The sequence below is a fragment of the Mesorhizobium sp. M1A.F.Ca.ET.072.01.1.1 genome (assembly GCF_004023325.1).
Taxonomy (GTDB): domain Bacteria; phylum Pseudomonadota; class Alphaproteobacteria; order Rhizobiales; family Rhizobiaceae; genus Mesorhizobium.
On the sequence record NZ_RZSF01000575.1, the window covers coordinates 1 to 2,294 of the forward strand.

The window sequence follows — 2,294 nt, forward strand, 5'->3', positions numbered from 1 at the left end:
GCCGGACATCTCCCCCACTTGGGGCGAGATCAGCTGTCACCGCTGCCTTCGCCAATGGTCAACGTTGCAGGATAAGAGCCGGCGCTCCAACTGCCAATCTCCCCCCTCGTGGGGGAGATGTCCGGCAGGACAGAGGGGGGCGCGAAGGAACGCGATACTTGCCAATTCGCGGAGCGCCACCTCAATCATACAACCTCAACGACCACCCTAGCGACACCGGCAACGGATTCCACCAGCCGGTGCGCAAGCCGGCGGTGCGCAGTGCCGCCGCCGTCCAGGTGTTGCAGCCGATCAGCGCGTTGAAATTGCCATTGGCCTCGTAGAAGCGATCGAAGCTGGAATAGCCAGCATTGTCGATACCCATCGGCCCGTTCGACCCCTGTTGGAAACTCGCCTGAATGTAATCAAGCAGCGCGGAGAAATGCGCCTCGTCGATGTCGAAGCCGGCGACATTGGGATGCGGCTCTTCAATTGCGCCGGCGACGTCGACATGCATGACCGAGGCATCGAGCGTCAGCGCCTTCAAGACAGGCGCGGCCTTCAGTTCGGACCAGTTTGGCGTCTCCAGATAGAAGGCGCGGCCGCCCCAGCCGAAGACGAAATAGCGCGCGGCCGGCGCATCGGCAGGCTGGCCGGCCTCGACGAGAAAACGGAAGCGCCGGCGTACATCATCATCCAGCGGTATCGCAATGTCGGTATGGATCGCGTTCTTCAGAACCAGTATGTGCCGGGTGCTCTCGCCTGCGGCTCTCGCTGCCGGCCAGAGCGGGTGCGGCACCAATGTTCCGATCGCCGCGGCTAGAGGCGCCGCCGCCACTAATGTCGCAAGGTATCGCAGGAATTTTCGCATCAGGCGCGGTAGGTCCGTCGCATTTGCCGCCGCGAGACTGGCCGAAGCCGTTCGTGACTTCGTCATCCTCGGGCTTGACCCGAGGATCCATGCCGTGACCTTTGCCGTAGGGCGCAACGGCGCAGAATTCTGAACCGCAGCGAAGCCCCGATGTCACGGCATGGATTCTAGGGTCTGCGCCGCGTCGCTTCGCTCCTTGCTCCGCCCTAGAATGACGAAGCGGAGAGGCGCTTCGAGCACCCTGTTACCGGCCGCCGCTTCAGTGCAGGATCTGCGACAGGAACAGTTTCGTGCGCTCATGGCGCGGATTATCGAAGAACTCGGCCGGCGTGTTCTGCTCGACGATCTGGCCCTGATCCATGAAGATCACCCGGTTGGCGACCTTGCGGGCAAAGCCCATCTCGTGGGTGACGCACAGCATGGTCATGCCTTCTTCGGCAAGGCCAACCATCGTCTCCAGCACTTCCTTGATCATTTCCGGGTCGAGCGCCGAGGTCGGCTCGTCGAACAGCATGATGCGCGGGTTCATGCAGAGCGAGCGGGCGATCGCCACGCGCTGCTGCTGGCCGCCGGAGAGCTGTCCAGGATATTTGTTGGCCTGCTCCGGGATCTTGACGCGCTTCAGGAAATGCATGGCGATTTCCTCGGCCTGCTTCTTCGGCGTCTTGCGCACCCAGATCGGCGCCAGCGTGCAGTTCTCCAGGATTGTCAGATGCGGGAACAGATTGAAGTGCTGGAACACCATGCCGACCTCGCGGCGCACCTCGTCGATCTTCTTCAGATCGTTGGTGAGTTCCTTGCCGTCGACGATGATCTTGCCCTTCTGGTGCTCTTCCAGGCGGTTGATGCAGCGGATCATGGTCGACTTGCCGGAGCCGGACGGACCGCAGATGACGATGCGCTCGCCACGCATCACCTTGAGGTTGATGTCCTTCAGCACATGGAACTCGCCATACCATTTGTGCATGCCGACGATGTCGATGGCGACATCTGTCGTCGAGATGTGCATCTTCTTGGCGTCGACCTTGAGGTCTTCCGCGCTGACGGCGTTTTCGGTGGCCATGGCCAATTCCCCTTTTTATCGTTTGTAGCCGGTGTCCAGCCGGCGCTCGGTGTACATTGAATAGCGCGACATGCCGAAGCAGAACAGCCAGAACACGAAGGCGGCGAAGATCAGGCCGGACTTCGGGGTCTGCGGCGTCGCCCAGTTGGGATCGGAGAAATTCTGCTTCACCACGCCGAGCAGGTCGAACATCGAGATGATGAGCACCAGGCTGGTATCCTTGAACATGCCGATGAAGGTGTTGACGATGCCGGGAATGACCAGCTTCAGCGCCTGCGGCAGCACGATCAAGCCCATCTTCTGCCAATAGCCGAGGCCGAGCGAATCGGCGCCCTCATACTGGCCCTTCGGGATCGCCTGGAGGCCGCCGCGCACCACTTC

Annotated in this window: 3 protein-coding genes; all 3 read right to left on the bottom strand. The window is 61.4% G+C overall.

Translation table 11 applies throughout. The annotated features are described in order from the left end of the window. Positions 1-181 precede the first annotated feature (181 nt). On the bottom strand, positions 182-850 hold the full coding sequence (locus tag EOA32_RS36450; protein WP_095832539.1) for a TIGR02117 family protein: 669 nt from the start codon (positions 848-850) through the stop codon (positions 182-184). Between the two features lie 259 nt (positions 851-1,109). Beyond that, positions 1,110-1,913, bottom strand: coding sequence for an amino acid ABC transporter ATP-binding protein (locus EOA32_RS36455; protein ID WP_066997155.1), 804 nt, complete (start codon positions 1,911-1,913; stop codon positions 1,110-1,112). A gap of 15 nt (positions 1,914-1,928) precedes the next feature. Further along, a partial coding sequence (locus EOA32_RS36460; protein ID WP_128374248.1) for an ABC transporter permease subunit occupies positions 1,929-2,294 on the bottom strand: 366 nt, incomplete at its 5' end.

Excerpts from the sequence above, each read along its gene's own strand:
- EOA32_RS36450 (WP_095832539.1), bottom strand. The coding sequence starts at position 850 with ATGCGAAAATTCCTGCGATACCTTGCGACATTAGTGGCGGCGGCGCCT.
- EOA32_RS36455 (WP_066997155.1), bottom strand. The coding sequence starts at position 1,913 with ATGGCCACCGAAAACGCCGTCAGCGCGGAAGACCTCAAGGTCGACGCC.